Consider the following 21,108-nt stretch of genomic DNA (forward strand, 5'->3'; position numbering starts at 1 on the left):
TGCGCAATAATTGGCTAATTACGACCCATAAGCTAAAGTTTTTTAGATTATTTATCGTTAATAAATGGTTGATTTAGTTCGTTTACAATAAAGTGTAGGAAAAGATTAAATAGCATATTTATCAACTGCTTGGTATGTGTTTCAAACTATTGTCTAATTTCATTTGTTTTATCTCTGAGATAAATTGTCTTGCGCCCTAGAGAATCCCCGTAATTTCTCACATCTAAGAGTGTGATCTGATTCATACTTTTGCAAAGCTGTAGTATAATGCGGTCCGGAAATACGGGTTGAGCCTGCTTGACTGTTAGCTTCTTTATTGAAGACGTGCAGTTTCGCTGTTAGAACGCCAAACAAAGAGGAATGTTGCCGTGCTAGAAGCATATCGTAAACACGTCGCAGAACGTGCTGCAGAGGGCGTAGTCCCTAAGCCACTAGATGCCCATCAAGTGGCCGAATTAATCGAATTAGTAAAGAATCCGCCTGCGGGTGAGCAAGATTTTATTCTTGACCTGCTAGAAAACAGAATCCCACCAGGGGTTGATGAAGCGGCATACGTTAAAGCTGGCTTCCTAGACGCACTGGCCAAAGGTGAAGTGACTTCTCCAATTCTCTCTTCAGAGCGCGCAGTTGAACTGCTTGGTACTATGCAGGGTGGGTACAATATTGAGCCACTGATTGCACAGTTAGACCACGCATCACAGGCTCCGTTGGCTGCTAAAGCATTGTCAAACACTCTGCTGATGTTTGATGCTTACCACGATGTGGTTGAGAAGATGCAGGCGGGTAATGACCACGCGAAGCAAGTCGTTGAGTCTTGGGCAAATGCGGAGTGGTTCCTAAACCGTCCAAAGCTTGCTGAAAAGGTAACGCTTACCGTATTTAAAGTGACAGGTGAAACCAATACCGATGATTTGTCACCAGCACCAGACGCTTGGTCTCGTCCTGATATCCCATTGCATGCCTTAGCTATGCTAAAAAATGCCCGTGATGGTATCGTGCCTGATGAAGCGGGCGTTGTGGGTCCAATTAAAGAGATCGCAAGCCTAAAAGAGAAAGGTCATCCACTCGTTTACGTGGGCGATGTTGTGGGTACGGGGTCTTCACGTAAGTCAGCAACTAACTCAGTGCTTTGGTTCATGGGTGATGATATCCCTTATGTGCCTAACAAGCGTGCCGGTGGTTTCTGCCTCGGTGGTAAGATCGCGCCTATTTTCTTCAACACCATGGAAGATGCAGGTGCACTGCCAATTGAGCTAGACGTTGGCAAGATGAATATGGGTGATGTGATTGATATCTATCCATACGAAGGCGTTGTTAAGCTTCACGGTACTGACGAAGTTATTTCAGAGTTCAAACTGAAGACAGAAGTCTTATTAGACGAAGTGCGCGCTGGTGGCCGTATTCCATTGATCATCGGTCGTGGCTTAACTGACCGCGCACGTGAAACATTAGGCTTACCGGCATCTGATATTTTCGTACGTCCACAAGATGTGGCCGATTCAGGCAAAGGTTATACCCTTGCTCAGAAGATGGTTGGTAAGGCATGTGGTGTTGCTGGTGTTCGTCCAAACCAGTACTGCGAACCTAAGATGACCTCTGTGGGTTCACAAGACACGACAGGTCCTATGACGCGTGATGAACTTAAAGATTTAGCATGTCTTGGCTTCAGTGCCGATTTGACGATGCAGTCTTTCTGTCACACAGCGGCTTATCCAAAGCCTGTTGACGTTAACACTCACCACACCCTGCCTGATTTCATCATGAACCGCGGCGGTGTATCACTGCGTCCTGGTGATGGTGTTATCCACTCTTGGTTAAACCGCATGCTACTACCTGATACTGTCGGTACTGGTGGTGACTCGCATACTCGCTTCCCAATTGGTATCTCCTTCCCAGCGGGTTCTGGTCTTGTTGCATTTGCAGCAGCGACGGGTGTTATGCCTCTCGATATGCCTGAGTCTGTATTGGTGCGCTTTAAAGGTCAGATGCAACCGGGTATCACTTTACGTGACTTGGTTCATGCTATCCCGTTAAAAGCGATCGAAATGGGTCTATTAACGGTTGAGAAGAAAGGCAAGATCAATGCTTTCTCTGGTCGAGTATTAGAAATTGAAGGTCTAGAACATCTGAAAGTTGAGCAAGCATTCGAACTTTCTGATGCTTCTGCGGAGCGTAGTGCTGCTGGTTGTACCATTAAACTGGGTAAAGAGCCTATCATCGAATATCTCAACTCTAACATCGTGATGTTGAAGTGGATGATCGCCGAAGGTTATGGCGATCGTCGTACTATCGAGCGTCGTATTACAGCGATGCAAGAGTGGATTGCTAACCCAGAGCTTATGGAAGCGGATAGCGACGCTGAGTACGCTGAAGTTATTGAGATCGATTTGAATGAGATCAAAGAACCTATTCTTTGTGCACCAAATGATCCTGATGATGCGGTATTACTTTCATCTGTTGCCGAAACAAAAATTGACGAAGTGTTCGTGGGTTCTTGTATGACTAACATTGGTCACTTCCGTGCTACTGGTAAGATGCTAGACAAGTTTGCTAAGACTCTGCCTACACGTTTGTGGATCGCGCCACCAACTAAGATGGACAGAGATCAGTTAACCGAAGAGGGTTACTACGCTATCTTTGGTCGTGTCGGTGCACGTATTGAGATCCCTGGTTGTTCACTGTGTATGGGTAACCAAGCACGTGTTGCCGAAGGTGCTACCGTGGTATCAACTTCTACACGTAACTTCCCGAACCGTCTTGGTACTGGTGCAAACGTTTACTTAGCGTCTGCAGAGCTTGCTGCGGTTGCTGCACTGCTGGGTCGTTTACCATCGCCAGCTGAGTATCAAGATTACGCGAAAGAGCTAGATGCGACAGCGGCTGATACCTATCGCTACTTGAATTTCGATCAAATTGATTCTTATACCAAAAAAGCCAGCGAAGTTATCTTCCAGTCTGCGGTTTAATCAATAGGATTAAGTAATATCGCTTAATTGCAAAAGGGCCAGCTAACTAGCTGGCCCTTTTTACATCTTGATATCTGAGGAGTCTGATTCCTGAAATCTAGAAGTTTGTTTTATGACAACTTGTTATGCAGAACTTCGAGTAGCTGATCTTCTAATTGGAAACGAGTTTCCATCACATCGCCAAGAGATGACAGATCTTTATCGAGTTGATACAAAATCTTCTCATCGTCAGCCTCGGTATATTTATCATTAAAGTCCAGGGCGAGATCCGTCGTTTCACTTATTTTCGGAACGAGATTTTGTGCTAAGGCCTGGCTAGATTCGCAACTCTTTTCACATGCGCTGACCACACGGTCATAGACCTCAAAATGGCCTTCAGATACGTAGTCGACCAAGAGATCACAAAATTCTTTCACTGCTTGAAATGCTGGGAGTGATTTATCTAAGGTTTCATAGGGCGTTAAACCTGCTATCTGGCAGTACTGTACCAGTAACTTACGACGGTTATTGAGCCACTGATCAATCAGTGTATTTGAGCCTCTCCACTTTTTTTCAGCTCTTTCTAACTGTTTTAGCATGGCGTTCCCCATCAAAGTTGCCCTATGACTACTAATGTAGGTGACAATGGCTGCTTTGATCAACCCTTTTCTAGTGGCAGAGGCTTATACCAATCAGTATAAAGATATGATCGCTCAGCGAGAATTTAGCGCTTATGAGGCAAGGCAACGAGTGAAGAGCATAGTTGTTCTACGGTCAAACTCGTTAACACAGCATCGAAAGCGCTAAAACTCGCCTGTTAGGCGTGTTTTTGGCTTCCTACTTCTGCGTTGAATGGCCTCACAAGGGAGCAACCATTCCATCGTTCATTCGCCTTGGATTAGTTGCCAAAAAACACGCTGAGTAGATCACTTTCTTATACTGATTGGTATTATCTTCTATCTGGTCGAATCTGCTTGTTTTGTATACAAAAGTGAGGGGGTATTAAGTTATTGAGTTGTAAAAATAAAAAGCCCAGCAATAGAAATCTATTGCTGGGCGAGTAAAGTTTTTTGCGGGCTCGATGCGACGAGCTTCTTGATTGTTCTTGCTAGCGCAGAGTTTTTATACCAAAGCCGCGGAGGCTGTGCAACTTTTTTCTGTCATATCGGGAACCCGCGCCGCTATTTATGGTCTGGATATTTTGTGTGAAAAGCGTGCACTTAGAGGGTAAAAAAATATTCGAGCGGGGTTTGTCACATAAATGTGCAGATGAAGGTTACTTTACTCGCGTAAATGCTAAACTACTGTCCCAGCAGAAATCAATAAGCGTAGGAATAGAGCCAAATGGCAGAACTAAAAAATGATCGTTATTTACGTGCCTTACTAAAGCAACCTGTTGATAGAACTCCGGTATGGATGATGCGTCAAGCTGGCCGCTATCTTCCAGAATACAAAGCTACTCGCGCGGAAGCGGGTGACTTTATGTCTCTTTGTAAAAATCAAGATTTGGCTTGCGAAGTGACACTTCAACCGCTACGTCGTTATGATTTAGACGCTGCTATCTTATTTTCCGATATTTTGACTGTACCTGATGCTATGGGGCTTGGTCTTTATTTTGAAGCCGGTGAAGGTCCGCGTTTCGAGCGTCCTACAGACACCATCGATTCGATCAAAAAGTTATGTATCCCTGACCCAGAAGATGAGCTTGGCTATGTGATGCGCGCTGTCAGCACGATTCGTCGCGAGCTAAAGGGTGAAGTTCCTCTGATTGGTTTTTCTGGTTCGCCATGGACACTGGCAACCTATATGGTTGAGGGTGGTTCGAGTAAAGCGTTTGAGAAGATCAAGAAGATGGCCTACGAAGAGCCAGCGACTTTGCATCTGTTACTCGATAAGCTTGCCGATTCAGTTACCCTTTATCTGAATGCGCAAATAGCCAATGGTGCGCAGTCAGTGATGATTTTCGATTCATGGGGTGGGGCGCTTTCTCACCATGCTTACCGTGAGTTCTCACTCCGTTATATGCAGAAAATTGTTGATGGTTTGACTCGTCATGCCGATGGCCGTCAAGTACCAGTCACCCTGTTTACTAAAGGTGGCGGGCTATGGCTTGAATCTATGGCTGAAACTGGCTGTGATGCATTAGGTCTAGACTGGACTGTTGATATCGGTGATGCGCGACGCCGTGTCGGTGATAAAGTTGCCTTGCAAGGCAATATGGATCCATCTGTACTGTACGCATCTCCAGAGCGTATCCATCAAGAAGTTGACCAGATTTTGGCTTCTTACGGTGAAGGTACGGGCCATGTATTTAACTTGGGACACGGCATTCACCAGCATGTCGATCCTGAGCATGCGGGTTCATTTATTAAGTCGGTTCACGAGCTATCTGCGCAATATCATAAGTAATCGAGTACTGATTAGATAATTAAAGAGCCCGCTTAGCGGGCTTTTTTATGCTCCGACAAAAAATCCTGGTGGTAAAAATAGCTAATCTTATAGAGGTTAAGCGCAGGCGAGCTCAATTTTAAACTCGCAGCCTTTACCCGGTGTGCTCTTTACCTGCAGGTCACAGTTAAGCAGTCTTAGTAGCTGACTGACAATCGAAAGCCCCACTCCCAGTTGCGGTAACTGTTGCGATAGACGTTCGCAGGTATCTATTGGCTTGTGCTCTTGAGAGTGTTGTTGTAATGCGAGCAGTTCATGCTGATGAATGCCCGAACCATTATCTGTCACTAACAGCCATGTTTGGCCGTCGCTATTTTCTAGGTTGATGCTAATTTTTCCACCTTGAGGTGTATACCTGATGGCATTGTCGACCAGGTTGCTTAACACGCGAAATAGCAGCAAGGGATCGCTGTCAATCGTCAAATTTTCATCCACATCAAATGCCAGTTGTACCGCTTGGGTTTGTGCTCGAGGTAAAAAATATTGCTTCAACTCATTGAGCAGTGGTGCCAGGGGAATGCGCTGTATTGTGGCTTTGACCTGACCATTTTCTAACGCCTCCAGTTGCAGAATTTGGTTAAGCAGTTGCTGCAACTGCAAGCCTGCTCTTGCGGCCACTTCGATAAGGCTGGCATCGCGTTCATGTGGCGGGAGTAATAACCAAGTATCGATATAACCCTGTAGTGTGGTCAACGGGGTTTTGAGATCATGAGATAAGTGCAGCATAAAGTCATGCCGCTCAGCTTGTTGCTTGGCAATGGCGAGGTGCTGCCGATGAACCTGAGATAGCAATTGGTTAATCTTATCCGTTAAGGCAAGGATCTCTTTACTCGCTTGAGGTCGAGCGTTGAGTAATGCTCCTTGTGTCGGATTATGTGAACTCAGTTGATTCATGTCATGGGCTAATTGCGAGATAGGGGCGGTAAAGTATTTCAGTAGCACCACAAATAAGGCTAGGGCAAACAAGATGGTGACACTTAGTCCCACTCCCCATTGATTAATATGTTGATGTTGAGAAACAATTGCTTGCCAAGCATCATAGTCTTGACCGCCGATAATGACATACAGATAACCTGTGTTGACGCCTTGTGAGTCGATGAGAGCGGCCGCCGAAAAAATTTTATCAGTGGCATTCGAGCGAGGATCTTGCCCCAAAATAGGGAGTTTGGCACCTTTGATAAATTGTTGTAAGGGGGCAATGGCCACTTGCTGGCGCTTGATCACCGATTTTGGCGCATCGAACGCAATCAGCTTTCCTTGGCGATCTAATGTATAGATCTCAAAGCTGGGACCGAGCAACATAAAATCGTGAAATGCCTCTTTGAGCGCGGCATCCGATGTCACTCCCTGTGACAGCAGCGGATTGATGTGCGCCATATGGACGGCCAGTTCGCGGTGAAGCGATTGTTGGATCTGGTTTTGGTTATACTGATGGTTGGTGGTAAACCATTGCCATAACCCCATAAATAGCACAAATACGGCGATGCTTGCCGACAGTAGGATACGGTTAAATAGGCTGTTCATCATTGGCTCAGTGGCTGTGGGGAGAAAACTTGTAACCGACCCCCCACACCGTCTTGACGAGATCACTGGTTGATGGAGTTAACGCTAATTTAGCCCGCAGCCGATTGATGTGGCTATTTACCGTATGTTCATAGCCAGAATAGGAGTAACCCCATACGGCTTCGAGTAACTGCATTCGGCTAAATACCTGCTTGGGATGCTGGGCGAGAAACAGTAGTAGATCAAATTCTCGCGCCGTTAGGGCCAAGGCTTGGTCTAGTGCAGTTACCTCTCGGGTACTGCTATCGATCACTAAGTCATCAAAGGTGAGGGGCTCGACTTGTGGCGAAAGCTGTCTGCCACGCCGCAGGAGTGCTTTTACGCGTGCCCGCAACTCTAACACGCTAAAGGGTTTGACTAAGTAGTCGTCAGCGCCCGACTCTAGTCCCAAAACGATATCCGCCTCGCTGTCTTTGGCGGTGATCATCATGCAGGGCAGTAGCTCGCCATTTTGTCTTAGCTGTTCACATAGCATCAATCCATCTCCATCGGTGAGCATTCTATCGAGCAGCAGTAAGTCGATGCATTTGGCCGACAACACCTGTTTTGCTTGGTGTAAGGTGCTGGTATGGATCACCTCGTAATTGAGAGACTTCAGATTAAGAGAGATGAGATTGGCAAGATCTATCTCATCTTCAACCAATAAGATGCGTTGAGGCTGTTCCGTTTGTGTTCCTGGTTTCATCGCTGCCATGGTAAATCCCTCTGGTTGTCCTTTGAACAGTAGACCAACCATAGAGGGGTTTTATTTCGTGGTCAGCGAGTTTTTACTCCCGTCAACTTAACGAGTGCGTTTCAATGTGATACGCAGCGTCGGGTTATCAAAGCGGTGCGAAGCGTTAAGGACTGAGTCCATAAGCCCGTCATCATGACTGATGACCCCTGGGTGGAGGTGGACTCTGTTAACATCATCTCGGTCGGCGTTAAACCCTTCGCCACCGTCAGCAGGGCCGGGAATGGTTCCTTTTAGTTCACTGTTGGCTTCTGTGCCAGCGTCATAGACAGCTGCCAGCTTTTGCTGCGTATCACCGATGTTCATGGCATCAAGATCGAGATGATTGAGGCCACTAAAGGCATCATTGGTATTCACCAGCATGGTGAGCACTGCCACTGAAGTCGCGTCTTGGGCTAAGGTGACGGTTAAGGTTTCACTGGCTCCAGGGGCAAGTATGCCTTCGCCCGTCGTGAGCGAAGCTATGGTGCCAGCTTGCGCTACAAAGCCAGAACTGTCACCAGATTCAGCTAGTTTTTCCAACGCATGGCTAGCCATTTCGCCTGTCTGCCAAGGATAATAATCCTTGTCGATAGCCAGCAGCGCTATGGGGGACATGGGTTGGTTTGCGGTGAGATTGGTGACGGTAATCGTAAACATCTTATCAAGTTCTGGTGTCGGTGGTGGCGTGGAGTCGCTATGGTCGTTGTCTGAACACCCAGCGAGTAGTAAGCCGCCTGCGACCGCTAACATGGGTAATATTTTGCCAGTGGACTGAGTTAGGTTTGTCATCATTACTCTCCTATTTCACCGTGACTAGAATTCGGGCGACCGGATTTAACCAGCGATGGACGCGACTGTCTAAATCGCTCATGCCGCCATTTAAGTCAGTATCACCGAGTACACCTGGATGAATGTGAACCTTGTCATTGCTGCTCATATCGCTGATCCCCGTTGCATTTGCACCGCCATTACCGCCAGGTGCCGCAGGGATACCTGGCACACCTGGCATGCCTCCGCCGTTAATGATTTCATCGTTAGCCTCTGTGCCCGCGTCGTAACCATTGAGGTCGATGGTATATGTGCCAGGAGTTGTGGGGATTGCCCAGGAATCTAAACCGACGAAGGCGTCATTGGTGGGTAAGATCATGGCAACCATTGATAAATGCGTCATGGCTTGGCTGTCGAGCATGATGGCATCAACGCGCTGTCCTGGTGCCATTAAGCCACTGGCTGGATTACTAACGGTGATCCCATTGGCGCTTTCAACTAAGGTCATGAGATCGGCAATGTCACCGCCTTCTGCCATCTTTTGCAATGCGCTGCTTGCCATCTCTCCCACACTAAATAGATGGGTGTCGCTGTCATGGGCCGCTAGCAAAACAGGGGTAAAGTGATTGCCGTGGGTAAGGTTGTCGATACGAATTTCCAGTTCTGTGGCCATCGCAGATGTACCGATAAGGCTGCTAAGCAGTAGTGTGCGGTTAAGAGGATTTAGGTTCATGGTCTCGCTCCGTTGAATGGTTATTGGTGACTGTGATAGTCATCATGGTGGAGAGAGGTCACCTAAGTATCGCCAAATTATCACAAAAGTTTCACATTTGATTTTGAGTCTGTTTTAGGTCGCAAAAAACGAGGATTTACGAGCTTTTATTGTTAATTACTGCGCTAAGTCAATGTGCAGTATTGATTGCTCATGCACTCTACTGACTATTTTTGCAACGAGTGAATACAAAGCTGTGTAATCACCGTGACAAATGAGGTATTTTGGCCTCCCGTAATAGGGTCTGTTGAACTTTCAAGGTTATTTTTACCGCGAATTGTTGGATATTCGTACAGGATGGCACTTTGTGGTGTCGTTATGCTTTATAAAAAGCTGATAACGCAGTAGAAATGACCAATAATTGCTGCCCGAAGGGGTTGGCTAAAAACGTTTTGCTCTTTGTTGGGGGAATTTTTCTTAGCGTGCTAGCAGAATTCACTCGTCTCAATTGAAACGCTTTTATATCGAATGAAATTCAACAAGAAAAGCTCTACAGACGCTAGCTTGAATGCGGTTTTGAATCAAACAGGATAGCTGCCACTTACATGCGTATTAGCAAAAAATTAGTCATCTTTGTTGTAGGTTTTTGCTTACCTGCAATCATAGCCATTTCATCTTCTCTTAGTGTTTGGTTCGACAATCGTGTCGACGAATTGAAGTACGCCTTTATCGACTCGGAATTGACCGATATTCAGGCGAAAATAAGTAAAGATCTAAATCAGTTAGAGTTATTCAATAAGATTTATGTGATCCCTATGATCGGCTTAGAAGGTGAGAGTTATGATGCCTTTGAACGGGTTTGGTTGGCGTCGGGGAGCGCAGAATATTTTCATCTATTTTATATTCAAGATGGCCAAGCCACCGCCTTTTCTCCCGCCTATAGCCAAGTGAGTCATTTTGATTTGCCAGAGTTACCTGCATCATTATTAGCAGTAGACCAACAAAAAACGGGATTTGTTTTATCTGGTGATAAAGGGTTTATGGTGAGTGTGATCCCCGTATCCACCACACTGTCGACCGCGGTAGCCAGAAATATTGATAGCAGCTTACTTAACCATTATCAGGCGAGTGATTTTGTAGCGAGTATTGTATTAAAGCCAGGAGAAGTGACTCCTACTGGTATTCCTTCGTCATCAGGTCCTGAGCAGACATTCAATGTTCCAGGCCTGACTGATAATGAGAAGCTCCATCTTGAGATCCATTTTAGTGAGACGATGTTCAATAACATCACTCAGGAGTCCTCACTCGTTATCTACTTAGTTTGGGGGCTTAGTCTACTACTGCTGTTTATCGGCTATTTATGGTTAAGGTTTGGGGTCGTAAGGCCATTTAAGCGACTCTTAGCCCAGCTTGCCCAGATTGACCCAACGGCGAAGACATATCAGCCTATTCATGGTGATGGATGTTCGGAGTTGATGGCCGTCGCCGATCGAGTCAATGGTTTATTGGTGCGAGTATTCCAGCAAAAGGAGCGCTCTAAAACGACGTTGGAAGCGATTGTCGAGGCGGTTATTCTCACTGATGCTTGGGCTAAAGTCGTTTATTTAAATCCTCAAGCTGAGCGCTTACTTAAGATTAAGTGTGAAACCGCGGTAGGTATGGAGATTGATCGGCTCTTCAAGTCTGATCGCTCTATTAATCAGACCTTATTCTCGTTTATGAAAGGGAAGGCCGATTCCCCTTTAGTGAGTAAAGTGAAGTTTGATAGCCTGTCACCTAAGATCATGCAGCGCAGTATTAGCCATTTACGTAATCCCCGTAACCAAGTTATCGGAACGGTCATTGTGTTGCGTGATATTACTCAAGAAGAGCTGCTTAAGCATCAACTTAGACGACGAGCAAACTATGATGCCGTGACGTCACTGCTTAATCGCAGTGCGTTTGAAGAGCGTTTAGCAGCCTTTAGTCATGATGCTCAGACATTGGCGCTGTGCTATTTCGATCTTGAGCAGTTTAAGCTGATCAATGACTCATGTGGTCATAATGCGGGTGACGCCATGCTTAGAATGGTGGCAAAAGCGATGCAATCGAGTGTTGAAGGTGATGTATTATTAGCGCGTTTAGGTGGTGATGAATTTGGCTTAGCACTTAGAGACATTGGCGTTGTGGAAGTCGCTCAACAAATAAAACTGATTATTGATGCGGTATCTATGCAAGTGATGGAGCATCAAGGATGTCATTATAAAGTGGGTATCAGTGTTGGTATCGCCCTCGCTCGAGCGCCTTATATTGTCCCGCAAGAGTTGCTAAAAGACGCCGATATAGCCTGTATCGCTGCCAAACGTAAGGGTAGCAATCAAATACATTTCTACGATGATAAAGATAAAGAACTCACGTATCAGCGAAATGCACCTAAATGGGCCGTTCGTATTGCTCAGGCTATCGAACATAACGAGTTACTACTTTACTATCAGCCTATCAGAGGAATTAGTGGTAATAGTCACCGAAAACGAATGGAGATATTACTGCGTATTCAAGAGCCTTGTGGACGGATATTACCTCCGGCGCAGTTTATTGCTGCTGCCGAGCGTTTTAAGTTGATGACTGAGGTAGATAAAGAGGTGATTCGTAAGACTTTCTTATGGCTATCTATGCATGAGGAATTATGGAGCGATCACTGCTTGTCGATAAATCTATCTGGCAATAGTCTCGGGGCCGAGGGAATGGTCGATTACATTGTTGGCCAGCTACAACGTTTTGCTATTCCGAGTCATTGTATCTGCTTTGAGATCACAGAGACCAGTGCGATTCAAAACCATCATCGTGCGATGGAGATGCTAAACCAATTACGTAAACAGGGCTTCTCATTTGCCCTCGATGATTTTGGTACTGGCTTTGCGTCCTATGGTTATTTGCGCGAATTACCTGTTAATTATGTCAAAATTGACGGCTGTTTTATCAAGACTCTTGCCAGTAACGCTAAAGATTATGCCATCGTTAAGTCTATTCATGATGTGTGTCGGGTCATGGGGATAGAAACGGTTGCCGAATTCGTCGAGAATCAAGAGATTATCGACAGACTCGAATCGATAGGGATCAATTATGCTCAGGGTTATGCTATCGGTCGGCCTAAGAGTTTAGACAGTTACCAGACATACGAGCAAAGTGACACACGGTTGCTAGCTTAAGGTTTGTGCTTTCTACTTATCTATGTGAATTTAGGGATTATTGCTTATATAACCTAGGGCCTGTTGATCTTTTAAGGTTATTTTTGCAGCGAATTGCCTTGTATTTATACAGGGCAGAAGCTCTCTGCTGTAGTTATTCTACATAAAAAGCTGAGAACCCAGTAGAAATGACCACCAAACGCAGCCCTAAGGGGGCGGCTAAAAACGTGTTATTCCTTGTTAAGTGAATTTTGCTTAGATGACTAGGCTGCAATCCACTCGCCTCGATTAAAGCGTTTTTGTCTCGAATAAAATTCAACCAACAAAGATCAACAGGCCTTAGGCAAGATGAGACTTATTCATCAGGTCTAGTGATAGGCAATTTAGAGAGATGCGTAAGTAAAGACGTAAAAAAACCGGCCAGTGACCGGTTTTTATAACTGTGCTGTATTTTAGCTTTCGCGGGCGATAGCACGGTAGGCTATATCGGTGCGGAAATACACATCGTCCCAGTGAATTTGATCGACTAAGGCGTATGCCGATTGCTGTGCTTCTGTCACTGTGTTGCCTAACGCCGTTGCGCATAACACGCGGCCGCCATTAGTAACCACATGCCCCTCTTTCATGCAGGTGCCCGCATGGAACACTTTAGCGTCATTATTGCCTAGCGTTAGCCCATCAATCACATCGTGCTTGCGGTACGCATCTGGGTATCCGCCTGCGGCTAAAACCACACCAACGGCCGCGCGCGAATCAAACTCGGCAGTGACTTGGTCTAGCTCGCCACGAGTGGCGGCTAAGCAAAGCTCAACTAAGTCAGATTTAAGACGCATCATGATAGGTTGAGTTTCTGGATCGCCAAAACGGCAGTTGTATTCAAGTACCTTAGCGCTGCCATCGGGTGAAATCATCAAGCCTGCATAGAGAAAGCCTGTGTAGACATTGCCTTCAGCCGCCATGCCATCCACGGTTGGTCGAATAACATTGGCTATCGTCCAATCGTGGACCGCCTGGGTGACAACCGGCGCTGGAGAATAGGCGCCCATACCGCCCGTGTTAGGGCCATGATCGCCATTGTCACGCGCTTTATGATCTTGGCTGGTGGCCATGGCAAGAATGTTGTGCCCATCGACCATCACGATGAAACTGGCTTCTTCACCTTTTAAAAACTCTTCGATCACTACCCGGGAACCAGCTTCACCAAACATGTTACCCGCTAGCATATCTTCAATTGCGGCGTCTGCTTCACTTTGGTCTTGGGCGATAATCACCCCCTTACCCGCAGCTAGGCCATCGGCTTTGATGACGATTGGATAGCCAGTACTCGCGGTGACTTCAACGACATAAGCTTTGGCTGGTTCAATCTCGGTAAAGTTTGAGTAGGCCGCGGTTGGGATGTTGTGACGAGCTAAGAAATCTTTAGTGAATGCTTTAGAAGACTCTAACTGAGCTGCGCCTTGGGTTGGGCCAAAAATAGGCAGACCAGCTTCGTTAAATGCATCGACAACCCCAAGTGATAATGGCACTTCTGGGCCGACTATCGTGAGTTCAATCTTGTTTGATTGAGCAAACTCAACTAATGCATTGATCTCTTCAACGTTAATGGCGACGTTTTCTAATTTTGGCTCTAGAGAGGTACCTGCGTTACCTGGTGCAACGAAGACTTTTTCAACTTGTGCTGATTGGGCAGCTTTCCACGCTAACGCATGTTCGCGACCGCCACCACCAATAACCAATACTTGCATCTTGATCCATCCCTCTAATTATAAAATGATTATGTTCTTTTAACGAAAAAAGCAGCCAAAGTAGGCTGCTCTAATCTAATGGTGATTAATGACGGAAGTGACGCATGCCAGTAAATACCATTGCCATACCGTGCTCATCTGCAGCGGCAATGATCTCTTCGTCACGAATCGAACCACCTGGCTGGATGATGCAGCTGATACCCGCAGCTGCTGCAGCATCGATACCATCACGGAATGGGAAGAAAGCATCGGATGCCATAACAGAACCAACCACTTCGAGGTTTTCGTCAGCGGCTTTAATGCCTGCGACTTTGGCGCTGTATACGCGGCTCATTTGGCCAGCGCCAACACCAATGGTCATGCTGTTTTTGGCATAGACAATGGCGTTTGATTTTACAAACTTGGCCACTTTCCAGCAGAACATCAGATCTTTCATTTCGGCTTCGGTCGGTTGACGTTTTGATACCACTGTGACATCGGCTTGACTCACCATACCTTGGTCACGGTCTTGCAGCAGTAGGCCACCGTTGACACGCTTGTAGTCTAGGCTGGTGGTCTTAGCGTTCCACTGGCCGCACTCTAGCAGGCGCACATTGGCTTTAGCTGCAACCACCTCACGTGCGGCTTGGCTCACACTTGGCGCGATGATCACTTCAACAAACTGACGTTCAACAATCGCGCTCGCGGTTGCTGCATCAAGCTCGCCATTAAAGGCGATAATGCCACCAAAGGCTGAGGTTGGGTCGGTCTGATAAGCGCGGTTGTAAGCGTCAAGCAGGTCGCTGCCAATGGCTACGCCACATGGGTTAGCGTGTTTCACGATAACGCAGGCTGGCTCGTCGAATTCTTTCACGCACTCAAGTGCGGCGTCAGTATCGGCAATATTGTTATAAGACAGGGCCTTACCTTGCAATTGTACAGCGCTAGCCACTGAGGCTTCGTCAATATTGAGATCCACATAGAAAGCGGCGCTCTGATGGCTGTTCTCGCCGTAGCGAAGATCTTGTTTCTTCACTAGCTGGGTATTGTAAGTGCGAGGGAACTTAGAATCATCGTGGCACTCATCTTTGCTGTGCGCTGGCACCATAGTTCCGAAGTAGTTGGCGATCATGCCGTCATATGCAGCTGTGTGCTCAAAAGCAGCAATGGCTAGGTCAAAACGGGTTTCAAGCGTCGTGCTACCTTCATTGGCCTGCATCTCTGCAATGACGCGGCCGTAATCGGCTGCGTTCACAATGATGGTCGTGTCTTTATGGTTTTTAGCGGTCGAGCGCACCATAGTTGGGCCACCAATATCGATGTTCTCAACGGCATCGGCTAAGGTGCAGCCCGTTTTTGCGACGGTTTCGGCAAATGGGTATAGGTTTACGGCAACCAGATCGATAGGCTTAATGGCATTCTGTTCCATGACTATCTCATCGATACCGCGGCGCGCTAAAATGCCGCCGTGCACTTTAGGGTGCAAGGTCTTAACGCGACCATCCATGATCTCAGGGTGACCAGTGTAGTCAGAGACTTCAATGACAGGCACACCGTTGTCTGCTAGTAGGGCAGCGGTGCCACCAGTAGAGAGCAGTTCAACACCTTGAGCATGCAGGGCTTGTGCAAACTCTAGGATTCCGGTTTTATCAGAAACGCTTAGCAGCGCGCGACGAATAGGTCTGGCATTATTCATTTTGGGTACAGGGTCCAGTAGTTATTTTTAAGGATCTTTCGGAAAGCAGAACAGTTCACCGTGGGTAACGGCTTGCTATGCTTTCCAAAAGTCCCTCAATTATTGTTACTGTCCATCGCGGCGCGCGTATTTTAACGTAAAATGGTGTGCCACGCTGTTTTTTTCTGCGCGATTTCACAATACGCCTAAGCGAACAAGCACCCTATGATAAAATCCGCATAATAACCCTTGACCTTAGATTTAACTCTAAGGTTTATACTTAAGATATTCGACAACCATATAAACCCCAATTGGATGATTTATGTATCGCATTGGTGAGCTATCAAAAGCGTGTGATGTCAAAGCTGACACACTCAGGTTCTACGAAAAGCATGGTTTGCTGTCACCCTCGATGCGAACCGAGGCGGGCTATCGCATGTATACCGAGAGTGATGCTGAGCGACTACGTTTTATCCTACGAGCGAAAGCCGTGGGCTTTACACTCGCCGAGATAACTGAGTTGTTGTCAATCGAGCTGGATAAGTCCAATTGGGCCTGCGCCGATGTCAAAGGCATGGTCGATATAAAGCTCGAACATGTCGAGGCCAAAATCGCCGAACTCAATTATTTTAGAGAGTCATTGCAGCGTCTGTCCGATGCCTGTTGTGGTGGCCCTGAAAGCGCAGAACATTGTTCGATCCTCGAGGCGCTAGAATCCAATTCAGCCGAGGTGAAGTGTGAGAACCATACACATCAACATACATCAACAGAATACAAAGCAAGTTGTAAGGTGAAGGGTTAACTATGCTATTTAGTAATTTTATCGATCTATTTCTAGATTCGGCGCCATGGCTGGTATTGGGTCTTGTGTTGGCCGGTATGCTCAAGATGTTTGTGCCTATGAGCTGGATGCAAGAACAGCTCGGTGGTCACGGCTTTAAGGCGACGGTCAAAGCGGCGATTCTAGGTGCGCCATTACCACTGTGCTCCTGTGGCGTGATCCCTGCCGCGGTTGGGCTGCGTCGCTCAGGCGCTTCTAAGGCTGCCACTACCTCGTTTTTAGTCTCTACTCCTGAAACGGGTATCGACTCGGTTAGTGTGTCTTATGTATTACTCGGTCCTTTTATGGCCATTGTTAGGCCGATTGCTGCGGTGACGAGTGCGATTGTTGCAGGGCTATTAGTCGGACGCGATGAAGCGGATGAAAGCGCCGTTGTGGCAGGAAAAAGTGCTGTTGCTATGAGGGCAGCCGACAAGAGTGTATTAGATAAAGAGTCAAGGAGCAGTTGTTGTAGCGGTAAAAAAGTTGAGCCGGTAATTAAAAGTTGTTGCAGTAGCAAAACAACAGCGGCAGAAAAAAGCAGCTGTGGTTCAACTCCAGAGGATAAGCCACTCGCCATGCGTCCAGTCGCACAAAGCAATCGCATGATGGAGATGGCGGCTAAACCAGTGGTCGACCTCAAGCCTGCGACCGCGAGTGCTAGCTGTTGTAGCAGTAAGGCGGCTAAAGTCGAGCCCGTCGCGAGTTGTTGCAGCACAGAAAATAGTGCCAATAAAGAAGAGAGCTGCTGTGAGTCGACTAAAGATATCGCTTCGGAATTACAAGGAACCTCAGTTATTTCGAGAATGGCCAAAGGACTGCATTACGCCGCCACCGATTTGGTTCGTGATACCACTATCTGGCTGTTGATCGGCTTGTTTTTCGCTGCTTTAGTACAAACCTATGTCCCTGGTGATTTTATGGCGAAGTGGGGCGATGGCATATTGGCGATGTTAGTTATGGTGCTTATCTCTGTGCCTATGTATATTTGCGCCACAGCATCAACGCCAATTGCGGCGGGTTTATTGCTGGCAGGTGTGTCACCGGGCGCGGTATTAGTATTTATGTTAGCGGGGCCTGCAACCAATATTGCTACCTTAGGAGTTGTCACTAAAGAGTTAGGTAAACGCGCCTTGTATGGTTACTTAGGTGGGGTACTGGGTGTGGCGTTAGTGTCAGGGGTTATTGTTAATTATCTGGTGGATAGCTTCGGCTTTGTGGTGATGCCACAGATTGGCGAACAACACAGTCTATTGCCATCAACTGTCGTTTACACCTCGGGTGTGGTGTTAGCGATATTGATGCTCAAAGTCTTGTTAGAGAAGTTACCTAAAAACTGGTGGCGCAGAGATTGCTGTTCATAACGTTCCAATAAAAAAGAGCGCTAATAGCGCTCTTTTTTATATCTCAATATGTTGAGTGTTAACTTGCAGGGACAAAAGCCATAGGAAAGTGACGTTCTGTGGTAGTGCCGTTTGTGACCTCGACAGTTTGCTCGTCAATGTGAATAAAGAAAGGCATCTCTGCGTCTTCTGGTGTATTCACGGATTCAGGATCATCATTTTGAGCCACACAGGTATAACCCAAGCTATAGGTGCCAGCGGTTACGAAGCCAAATTCATATTCATAGCCAGTCACTTCATCATTTTGGTCTAGCATAGCGTTGACACGGGCTGATGCCATCGGGGCGGCTTGTGGTGCTGTGATGTCGGCATCAGGGCGGAAGTCCACCATGTCAGTCAGTGCAGTGTCTGCTGGATATAGGTACACGGCTTGGCTATATTCAGTCCCGCCAGCAGCTGTTTCACAGTCTGTTTTTATATTGGCTATCGTTTCACTATCACTGGCATTGATCTGACCTTTAATCGCGCCAACTTCGGCATTGTTAACCAGTTGCACAGCGGTGGGCTTAAGTGTCCAATAGTCTTTGTTTCCGTGAGGCGCTTGCAAGCCTTGACCAAGGTTAAACTCGGCTACGAAGGCATTATTACCAGCAGCAATGGTAAAAGATTTATTGAAGAACAGTCGTCCAGTCCCTGGTTCCTCGGCGCCAACACCGCCGCAGCTACCATTACTATTGGTGGTTAACCCTGCAATCCCATCTGCCGTTTTTACGTAGGAGCTATCTTCGTTAGCGACTTCGCTCTTTTCCATGTAGATACACATTTGGTATTCACCAGTGGGTATAGATTGACCACTGACTAAAGTCTCCACCTCTTGGCCTTGGAACTGGAGCAGATCGACATGCTTTAGCTCACCGTTGTCGGATACATCAAACGAGAGTGATTCTCCATTGCCTTTAAGCACGACCTGTTTAAAGGCGATGTTAACGATTTCGGCATCGGCAGGGTTATCCGACACGCCTAGGCTGAAAGTACCAGTGATTGGCTGTGGAGTATCATTGCTATCGCTACCACCACAGGCGGTTAGCAAGCTGGCTACAGTAATGGCTAATATCGACTTAGTGTATATCATAAGTTCCCTATCTCTTTTGTAATATTTCATCCCTAGTATGGTGCTATCCATAGGGGAAAAGTATCGATTAAGCATAGTCTAGTTTGAGCTCAAGTCTATACGAAACCCCCGAATATTCGTGAGTTTGATGGGTTTTACAGCAGTTCAATTTAGGCGGGATTACAGAGTGACAACGAGTTGGCGGATGTCAAAAATAAGTGGTTAAATTTCGGCCATGCAAACATAAAAAATCGGTCTATTGCCGTGGTTCTTTGACAATAAACCGATAGTATTTTTTGTTGAGCGACTAAGTCGTTATAACGAGACGTTACGATTTAAACTCAGCATTATGGTAAACGTTTTGTACGTCATCGCAGTTTTCTAGTGCAGCGAGAAACTTATCGAATTGCTCGATAATTTCTGGATCGGTTACTTCGGTCATGGTTTGCGGAACGAAAGTGATCTCTTCCATAACAAACTCGGTATCTTCAGGTAATTCAGCTGTTAATGCGGTTTTGACCTTAAAGAACTCTGTGTGAGGAGCATATACGCTGATCATGCCGTCTTCTAGCTCGACATCGGTTACATCGACATCTGCCATCATGAGCATTTCAAGAATCGCATCTTCGTCATCGCCAGCGAATACAAAAACAGCCTGATGATCAAACATATGCCCCACAGTGCCCGGACCACCAAGTTTGGCATCATTTTTAACGAATGCTTGGCGAACTTCGGTAAAAGTACGCTTACCGTTATCGGTTAAGCAGTCGACGATGACCATAGCGCCACCAGGACCAAATCCTTCGTAGCGAGCAGTTTCATAGTCTTCACCGCCGCCGCCGCGAGCCTTTTCAATTGCGCGCTCAATAACATGAGCTGGCACTTGATCTTTTTTAGCCTTAGCGATCATTTGACGCAGCGCTAGGTTACCGTCTGGATCAAAACCACCGTTCTTAGCGCAAACATAGAGTTCTTTGCCGTAACGAGAATAAAGTCTAGTTTTTTGTCCAGCCGTTTTGGCCATAGATTCTTTGCGGTTTTGGTATGCTCTTCCCATCTTGATCTATCTCATTAAGCTAAAAAAATTGGCCCAATATTAGCAGCTTTATCGAAAGTTTTGCACAGCTGACGTATGAATTTGTCAAAACAGCGCCAAGTGTCACTGTTGGACGCTATGTTTTAGTGGGTCTAGTAATAAAATCTGGCACTTCTAATATTTCATCCTGTCTTACTGCAAAGATGGCATTGTAGAAGAACTCAATAAAGGTGCGGTATTTTTGAGGTAAGTATGCTCTGCGGGGAAAACTCATCGACACTTTGGTTTGCGCCATGGGAAAATCGTCTAATAGCTGAACGAGTAAACCTTCGCTGAGAGCATTTTGCGCGACCAAATTTGGGACGGTTGCGATACCTAATCCCTCGATAGCGGCTTCTCTAGCTAAGGTGACGTTGTTAACGGTCAATTGGGCTCTAGGTTCAAAATCTATCCATTGTTTGCCATCAAAGAGAGTCCAACTACCGTCGATATGGGTAGACTTTAATCTAATCGCTCGATGGTTGGTTAAATCATAGGGTGATGTTGGAGTGCCATAACGCGCTAAATAATCTGGACTGGCCATCAATGCTTTTGCGGTATGCAGGATATTGTAGCTTTGCAAGCGACTATCGTTAATGTCGGTTACTTGAAATAGGATATCGATCCCCTCTTCGATAACGTCGACTTTACGATTGGTTAGCTCAGCCTCGATTGTCATGTCTGGATAAGCTTCTAAGAAGCGAGCAAAAATACGTCCAAAAAAGAGTTGTCCTAATTCGATGGGGCAGACGATCCTCAGGTTGCCTTTGATGGTCTGTTGACTTGCACTTAACTGATCTTCGGCGCTTTGTAGGTCGGCTAAAATTCGCTGGATCTTATTGTAATAGATACTTCCAGCTTCGGTTAACTTGAGTGCCCGCGTGGTGCGATACAGTAATTGAACTCCTGAATCGGTTTCTAACTCGGCGATCTTACGGCTCACGGTTGCCTTGGTCAGTCCCATCGCTTTTGCTGCGGCGGTAAAGCTGCCCTTTTCCACGACTTGAGCAAACATCTGAATACGATTCAAATCCATCTATTG

General features: G+C 46.5%; 15 protein-coding genes. 5 read left to right on the forward strand and 10 right to left on the reverse strand.

The window, feature by feature from the left end; all coding sequences use genetic code 11:
• Positions 1–368: 368 nt before the first annotated feature.
• On the forward strand, positions 369–2,966 hold the full coding sequence (gene acnB, locus K0I73_RS02230) for a bifunctional aconitate hydratase 2/2-methylisocitrate dehydratase (RefSeq protein ID WP_220062931.1): 2,598 nt from the start codon (positions 369–371) through the stop codon (positions 2,964–2,966).
• A gap of 110 nt (positions 2,967–3,076) precedes the next feature.
• On the opposite strand, the gene rsd is transcribed toward acnB, so the two are convergent.
• The gene (gene rsd, locus K0I73_RS02235) at positions 3,077–3,544 is read right to left on the reverse strand and encodes a sigma D regulator (RefSeq protein WP_220062932.1); all 468 of its coding nucleotides are present in this window, start codon (positions 3,542–3,544) and stop codon (positions 3,077–3,079) included.
• A gap of 745 nt (positions 3,545–4,289) precedes the next feature.
• Here rsd and hemE point away from each other — a divergent pair.
• Positions 4,290–5,354, forward strand: a complete 1,065-nt coding sequence (hemE, locus tag K0I73_RS02240) for a uroporphyrinogen decarboxylase (RefSeq protein WP_220062933.1) — start codon at positions 4,290–4,292, stop codon at positions 5,352–5,354.
• A gap of 96 nt (positions 5,355–5,450) precedes the next feature.
• On the opposite strand, the gene K0I73_RS02245 is transcribed toward hemE, so the two are convergent.
• The 4 genes from K0I73_RS02245 to K0I73_RS02260 all read right to left on the reverse strand — a co-directional run bounded on the left by K0I73_RS02245 (position 5,451) and on the right by K0I73_RS02260 (position 9,172).
• Complete coding sequence (locus K0I73_RS02245; protein ID WP_258405265.1) at positions 5,451–6,920, reverse strand: sensor histidine kinase; 1,470 nt, start codon at positions 6,918–6,920, stop codon at positions 5,451–5,453.
• 4 nt (positions 6,921–6,924) lie between these two features.
• Positions 6,925–7,650 carry a response regulator transcription factor gene (locus K0I73_RS02250; RefSeq protein ID WP_258405266.1) on the reverse strand — a complete coding sequence of 242 codons (726 nt, stop codon included), beginning with the start codon at positions 7,648–7,650 and terminating at the stop codon, positions 6,925–6,927.
• Between the two features lie 87 nt (positions 7,651–7,737).
• Positions 7,738–8,463, reverse strand: a complete 726-nt coding sequence (locus tag K0I73_RS02255; protein ID WP_434086694.1) for a spondin domain-containing protein — start codon at positions 8,461–8,463, stop codon at positions 7,738–7,740.
• Between the two features lie 7 nt (positions 8,464–8,470).
• Positions 8,471–9,172 carry a spondin domain-containing protein gene (locus tag K0I73_RS02260; protein WP_220062934.1) on the reverse strand — a complete coding sequence of 234 codons (702 nt, stop codon included), beginning with the start codon at positions 9,170–9,172 and terminating at the stop codon, positions 8,471–8,473.
• A gap of 584 nt (positions 9,173–9,756) precedes the next feature.
• On the opposite strand from K0I73_RS02260, the gene K0I73_RS02265 reads away from it, so the two are divergent.
• The gene (locus K0I73_RS02265; protein ID WP_220062935.1) at positions 9,757–12,339 is read left to right on the forward strand and encodes a putative bifunctional diguanylate cyclase/phosphodiesterase; all 2,583 of its coding nucleotides are present in this window, start codon (positions 9,757–9,759) and stop codon (positions 12,337–12,339) included.
• 431 nt (positions 12,340–12,770) lie between these two features.
• Here the strand turns inward: K0I73_RS02265 and purD are convergent, their stop codons facing one another.
• On the reverse strand, positions 12,771–14,063 hold the full coding sequence (gene purD, locus K0I73_RS02270) for a phosphoribosylamine--glycine ligase (RefSeq protein ID WP_220062936.1): 1,293 nt from the start codon (positions 14,061–14,063) through the stop codon (positions 12,771–12,773).
• An 85-nt stretch (positions 14,064–14,148) separates the two neighbouring features.
• A complete protein-coding gene (gene purH / locus K0I73_RS02275) occupies positions 14,149–15,738 on the reverse strand; it encodes a bifunctional phosphoribosylaminoimidazolecarboxamide formyltransferase/IMP cyclohydrolase (protein ID WP_220062937.1) in 1,590 nt (529 codons plus the stop codon).
• Positions 15,739–16,039: 301 nt separating this feature from the next.
• Here purH and zntR point away from each other — a divergent pair, with 301 nt between their 5' ends.
• Both zntR and K0I73_RS02285 read left to right on the forward strand, forming a co-directional pair.
• On the forward strand, positions 16,040–16,519 hold the full coding sequence (zntR, locus tag K0I73_RS02280) for a Zn(2+)-responsive transcriptional regulator (protein WP_220062938.1): 480 nt from the start codon (positions 16,040–16,042) through the stop codon (positions 16,517–16,519).
• 2 nt (positions 16,520–16,521) lie between these two features.
• Positions 16,522–17,901, forward strand: a complete 1,380-nt coding sequence (locus tag K0I73_RS02285; protein ID WP_220062939.1) for an SO_0444 family Cu/Zn efflux transporter — start codon at positions 16,522–16,524, stop codon at positions 17,899–17,901.
• A gap of 58 nt (positions 17,902–17,959) precedes the next feature.
• Here K0I73_RS02285 and K0I73_RS02290 read toward each other — a convergent pair whose 3' ends face one another.
• The 3 genes from K0I73_RS02290 to K0I73_RS02300 form a co-directional block, all read right to left on the reverse strand.
• Entirely contained in the window at positions 17,960–19,012 is a 1,053-nt protein-coding gene (locus tag K0I73_RS02290; protein WP_220062940.1) for a DUF4382 domain-containing protein, read from the reverse strand.
• 307 nt (positions 19,013–19,319) lie between these two features.
• Positions 19,320–20,048, reverse strand: coding sequence for a YebC/PmpR family DNA-binding transcriptional regulator (locus tag K0I73_RS02295; protein ID WP_220062941.1), 729 nt, complete (start codon positions 20,046–20,048; stop codon positions 19,320–19,322).
• Between the two features lie 115 nt (positions 20,049–20,163).
• Entirely contained in the window at positions 20,164–21,102 is a 939-nt protein-coding gene (locus tag K0I73_RS02300; protein ID WP_220062942.1) for a LysR family transcriptional regulator, read from the reverse strand.
• Positions 21,103–21,108 lie beyond the last annotated feature (6 nt).

The organism is Shewanella mesophila, assembly GCF_019457515.1.
Taxonomy (GTDB): Bacteria; Pseudomonadota; Gammaproteobacteria; order Enterobacterales; family Shewanellaceae; genus Shewanella; species Shewanella mesophila.

Excerpts from the sequence above, each read along its gene's own strand:
- K0I73_RS02265 (WP_220062935.1), top strand. The coding sequence starts at position 9,757 with ATGCGTATTAGCAAAAAATTAGTCATCTTTGTTGTAGGTTTTTGCTTA.
- K0I73_RS02260 (WP_220062934.1), bottom strand. The coding sequence starts at position 9,172 with ATGAACCTAAATCCTCTTAACCGCACACTACTGCTTAGCAGCCTTATC.
- K0I73_RS02255 (WP_434086694.1), bottom strand. The coding sequence starts at position 8,463 with ATGATGACAAACCTAACTCAGTCCACTGGCAAAATATTACCCATGTTA.
- K0I73_RS02290 (WP_220062940.1), bottom strand. The coding sequence starts at position 19,012 with ATGATATACACTAAGTCGATATTAGCCATTACTGTAGCCAGCTTGCTA.
- K0I73_RS02300 (WP_220062942.1), bottom strand. The coding sequence starts at position 21,102 with ATGGATTTGAATCGTATTCAGATGTTTGCTCAAGTCGTGGAAAAGGGC.
- K0I73_RS02285 (WP_220062939.1), top strand. The coding sequence starts at position 16,522 with ATGCTATTTAGTAATTTTATCGATCTATTTCTAGATTCGGCGCCATGG.
- zntR (WP_220062938.1), top strand. The coding sequence starts at position 16,040 with ATGTATCGCATTGGTGAGCTATCAAAAGCGTGTGATGTCAAAGCTGAC.
- hemE (WP_220062933.1), top strand. The coding sequence starts at position 4,290 with ATGGCAGAACTAAAAAATGATCGTTATTTACGTGCCTTACTAAAGCAA.
- purH (WP_220062937.1), bottom strand. The coding sequence starts at position 15,738 with ATGAATAATGCCAGACCTATTCGTCGCGCGCTGCTAAGCGTTTCTGAT.
- K0I73_RS02295 (WP_220062941.1), bottom strand. The coding sequence starts at position 20,048 with ATGGGAAGAGCATACCAAAACCGCAAAGAATCTATGGCCAAAACGGCT.
- rsd (WP_220062932.1), bottom strand. The coding sequence starts at position 3,544 with ATGCTAAAACAGTTAGAAAGAGCTGAAAAAAAGTGGAGAGGCTCAAAT.
- purD (WP_220062936.1), bottom strand. The coding sequence starts at position 14,063 with ATGCAAGTATTGGTTATTGGTGGTGGCGGTCGCGAACATGCGTTAGCG.
- K0I73_RS02245 (WP_258405265.1), bottom strand. The coding sequence starts at position 6,920 with ATGATGAACAGCCTATTTAACCGTATCCTACTGTCGGCAAGCATCGCC.
- K0I73_RS02250 (WP_258405266.1), bottom strand. The coding sequence starts at position 7,650 with ATGGCAGCGATGAAACCAGGAACACAAACGGAACAGCCTCAACGCATC.